The 4,260-nt window shown below is 38.3% G+C and carries 3 protein-coding genes and 1 pseudogene; 1 reads left to right on the plus strand and 3 read right to left on the minus strand.

Features of this window, described 5'->3' with window-relative positions:
- Window positions 1-322 (minus strand): annotated as a pseudogene (locus tag MKL32_RS09320) (IS1595-like element ISAju1 family transposase); the annotation flags it as partial.
- Window positions 323-451: 129 nt separating this feature from the next.
- Between MKL32_RS09320 and MKL32_RS09325 the strand changes: the two are divergent.
- A complete protein-coding gene (locus MKL32_RS09325) occupies window positions 452-1,639 on the plus strand; it encodes a hypothetical protein (protein WP_039047805.1) in 1,188 nt (395 codons plus the stop codon).
- Between the two features lie 3 nt (window positions 1,640-1,642).
- Here the strand turns inward: MKL32_RS09325 and MKL32_RS09330 are convergent, their stop codons facing one another.
- Complete coding sequence (locus MKL32_RS09330) at window positions 1,643-3,433, minus strand: patatin-like phospholipase family protein (RefSeq protein WP_270900435.1); 1,791 nt, start codon at window positions 3,431-3,433, stop codon at window positions 1,643-1,645.
- A gap of 64 nt (window positions 3,434-3,497) precedes the next feature.
- Window positions 3,498-4,244, minus strand: a complete 747-nt coding sequence (locus MKL32_RS09335; RefSeq protein ID WP_004912080.1) for an IS5 family transposase — start codon at window positions 4,242-4,244, stop codon at window positions 3,498-3,500.
- Window positions 4,245-4,260 lie beyond the last annotated feature (16 nt).

Raw genomic sequence — 4,260 nt, forward strand, 5'->3', positions numbered from 1 at the left:
TGTATACGTTTCCATCTCTTTTGAGTAGTCCAAATACAATGGTTTTTCCTGATGCACCACGTCCACGTTTTCCTCGAATACGACGAGCACCAAAGTAGGATTCATCAAGTTCAACGATACCGTTGAAAGGAGATATTTCCTCACATTGTGCCGCAATCTTTTTACGCAACCTGATGTAAATTGTATTGATGGAACGTACAGAAATATTGGTGAGTTTAGCTGTATCTGAAGCAGTTAAATCCATGGCAAAAAAGCGAATGATCTGTCTGAATTTTGCCTCTGTGATTCTTGAACGGGAATAGTATCTATTTTTTGCTTTCATATAAGGAAGTTACCATACTTTTTGATATGCTTAACTTCCTAAGCCCCTAAAAAAATTAATCAAAGTCTCTTTAAAGTTCCATTTTTTCTAAGACCTTTATTTAAAAACTATCAACAATAGGGGCTGGTCATGACAAGATTAGCTGTTGAAGCTGAAATTATAAAGCTGGCGCATATTTTGGGTGTTTCACAAACACAGCTCAATTTTTTTAAACCCTTGGCTCCAGAGAGCCTACGTCAGTTTCGTTTTGGAATAATAGAACAATTACAAGATCAACAAAAAAACAGATTTCGCTCTCTTGCTGTATGGGTAAATTGGTTACCAAGTTGGTTAAACGTATTTATCGTAAAACGCTTTTTATCGCCATTGATTGTTGCTCAAATTGCATCGCATCTTTCTACAGAAAATTTATATCAAATCGCTAAACATTTAACACCCAAAATGCTTGCCGATATTGCAGTTTATCTTGACCCTCGTTTAGCCAGAGAATTATTGATGTTGTTAACGACGCATCAAATAAAAGATATCGCTCGTATTTTACTTGAGCAACGTGATTTTGTGACGATGGGACGTTTTGTTGGCATGTTGGCGGACGATGTTTTTCGAGATATCGCCGAAATGATTGAAAAGGAGAGCGATTTACTCGAAATCGTCTTTTATATTGAATCAAGAGAACGTATTGATCATTTAGTGCATGTCTTGCCGAAAGAGCGGATACAAAAAACGTTATTAATTATTTGTGATTCTTCTCAACGCCTCATATGGCCAAAACTCTTGGCACTTATGACGCATATTGGTTATAGCTTGAAACAAGAGCTGGGAGATTTGGCTGTTCAGCAAGGAGAAGGTGTAATTAATGCGATCATTCAAGCTACGCAGGAAGATGAGCTATGGGAAGATATGCTGCCTGTGGTCGCTTGTTTGTCGAATCACGCACAGAATTTTGTAGCCAATTTACCAGCCTTGAGACAGGTTGAAATTATTCAAAGTATCGTAGCCGCAGCAGATCAGTGTAATTTATGGACTGATATGCTTGTAGTTGTTACGTTTATGCAAGATCAAGCGAGAGAAGCTGTGGCTGAGGCAATATCTCAGATTGATGAGGAGGTCTTGCATCATATCGCTTATGCATCTTTATTAAGATTACAATGGGATGTCACTTTTGACATTATTCGCCGTATGCCAATTGCAAAGCAAAAGCTATGTCAGAGCATTTTGAATGGCTACATGCAGCAGCTCGATGAAGAAACCTATCAATATCTAGATCATTTATTAGATCAATATGGTATTGGATTGAATTCGATCACTGAGCAGTGATAATCAGGCAGAGGGGAGCGTATCTCGGATAGGAACCAAGGTTTCTAATGCATGCTCATACCCACGTTCAACCAATTCATCAAGCCGATGCCAGTCAAACATTCCAATCCCATCTATGGGCATGCGTATATGTAAATTAGCGCGCTCTATTGCTGCTGCTTGAATCATTGTGTCACTAGCAAGTGTCGCTGTACGCATTAAGATTTCTGCAAGACGTGGAGCTCTTAATAATTTATCTTTAATAATTTTATTCCAGTTCAATAAGGCGCTTTGATCAGGTTCATTCAATCCAATGCCTGGAACACGAATGTCATCATGTGAACTTACGTTACTGGCAATAATCGCACCACGTTCCAAATTTTGCATAACATCAGTAGGTAAATTATTAATCACACCTCCATCGCATAATAAATTTTCATGCCACGCCACAGGTGGAGCAACGCCAGGAACACTCATGCTGGTTCCTACCCAAGTCGCAAGTTCACCTTGATCATGAATAACTGCTTCACCTGTAGAAAGATTGGTAGAAATACAGTAGAAGGTTTGTTTCAATTCTTCAATTCGACGATGCCCAAAAATAGCCTGCAAACGTGCATGAAAGCGTTGCCCACGAATCAATGAAACTTTAGGCATGATGTAGTCATTGAGGTAATTTCGAGCAACAAATGTTTCATATGCAATATGTTTCATTTCTACACTATCGAAGCCACAAGCGACTAAAGCAGAAATGAAGGCTCCCATGCTGGTTCCGCCAACAATATCAATTGGGATATGCAGTTGCTCTAATGCTCGTATCAACCCAATATGAGCAAAGCCACGTGCACCGCCCCCGCCTAAAACGAGCCCTAAGCCTTGACTAGTAATTTGTCTTGCGATCGCACGAATATCTGTTTCGGACCACGGGTGAATAAAATAATGTGCTTGAGCGCAATATAGTTTCTTCCATTGCAGGGTGTAAGGTGAGGGATCACCTTCAGAGCGTAATAACACCAGTTCAATTGGATTTTGCCAATCATATTGATTTAAGACATCAACTAAGGGGCTGTGAATCGGAGATTGATTTGCTTCCGCTAAAATTAAGATTCGGTCTGATTGATGCAGACAGCGCTTTGCCCATTCATCATCAGGTCGATCTGCAGCATATAATACATAACAATGCTTTTCTTCAAGAATAGCTAGCCATTGCCTTAACTTTAGATCTTCTGAACTGTAGTCTAATTTTGTTTGACTAAATCCTTCTCCAAATAAGGCATCGATATGTGCTGCAGTTACGACTCTTACATTTGGCCAACGTTTTAAATGCTCAGTCAATTGTTCTGCAAGATGAATTGCTGGAATCTGCATTGAGATCGGGATGATTGAAAGTGTTCTGCTATGGCTCATTGCGTGAATATGCTGCAATTCAGGCTGAGAACGGGCAATGATCATTTGAGATACAGCAAATAAAACTTGAGGGTGTTTTTGTAGAAACGCAGTAAACTGCTGTTGGGGAATCTCTATAAGACAAGTATCTCGAGTTGCGATTATACGACCATGATGAGGTTGATTGGAAATAACACCCATTTCACCAACGATTTCGTGAAGACCTAGGTAAGTAGATAAATTGGTTCTTGTTGTTAATTTGACTCGTCCATGAGCAATAATATAAACATGAAGAGGGAGATCATCTAAATCATAGAGTTGATGCCCTGTTTGTAAATGCTTTACAGAGCAGAACTGAGCTAGATCTATTAAAGATTCAGGTTTTAATTCATGGAATAATTTTACTTTGCTGAGCGTTTTTATAATATCCATATGCTTTCATTCAATTTATCTTTATTGTCTAGGGTCTGTTGACATTTACTGTTCATAATTAAACCTATAAAGGTAGCCATAAAAATATACAGGCTAAGGCAACAGCACTTTGATAATTTCTTTTGAGCTTGTCATATCGAGTAGCTATCCCTCTAAATTGTTTTAATCTACAAAACATATTTTCAACTAAATGCCTGATTTTATATAAATACCAGTCCATATGATCATTGTTCGATTGGCTATTTATTTTCTTTGGTATATTCGCTTTTGTTCCTGTTTTTCTGATCTGCTCACGCAGTGGTTCTGAATCATAGCCTTTATCTGCGCATACCACTTCTGTCTCTTTTAAATCTAATGTTGCTATTAAATCAGGTGCAACTTTGATGTCATGTGTAGTGCCATCGGTAATCATGAAATCAATAGGATTGCCATGTGAATCAACAATCAAATGTATTTTTGAGGAGTTTCCTCCTACACTTTTAGAAATGGATTGATTCGCTATACCGGCAGAATGTTGATGAGCACGTACGTGAGAGCCATCAATAAAAATCCACTCCATATCGGGGCATGATGCTAATAATTTGAATAATCTAAGCAACTTACCGCTGCTTGACCAACGATTAAAACGTTTGAAAATAGAGTTTGATTGACCGAAATAGGAAGGAATATCTCGCCACGGACAGCCTGTTCTAATTCTATAGAGAATAGCTTCAATAAAATTACGTAAATTTGAGTTGTGATGAATAGATAAATTACGCAAAATAGTTTTCAACTTTTGCCAGTGTTGATCTGTCAGCATGGTACGAGGCATAGCGAATAGTAAAATT

The organism is Acinetobacter sp. AOR34_HL (genome assembly GCF_027854795.1).
In the GTDB taxonomy this organism is placed as follows: domain Bacteria; phylum Pseudomonadota; class Gammaproteobacteria; order Pseudomonadales; family Moraxellaceae; genus Acinetobacter; species Acinetobacter junii.

Excerpts from the sequence above, each read along its gene's own strand:
- MKL32_RS09335 (WP_004912080.1), bottom strand. The coding sequence starts at position 4,244 with ATGCCTCGTACCATGCTGACAGATCAACACTGGCAAAAGTTGAAAACT.
- MKL32_RS09325 (WP_039047805.1), top strand. The coding sequence starts at position 452 with ATGACAAGATTAGCTGTTGAAGCTGAAATTATAAAGCTGGCGCATATT.
- MKL32_RS09330 (WP_270900435.1), bottom strand. The coding sequence starts at position 3,433 with ATGGATATTATAAAAACGCTCAGCAAAGTAAAATTATTCCATGAATTA.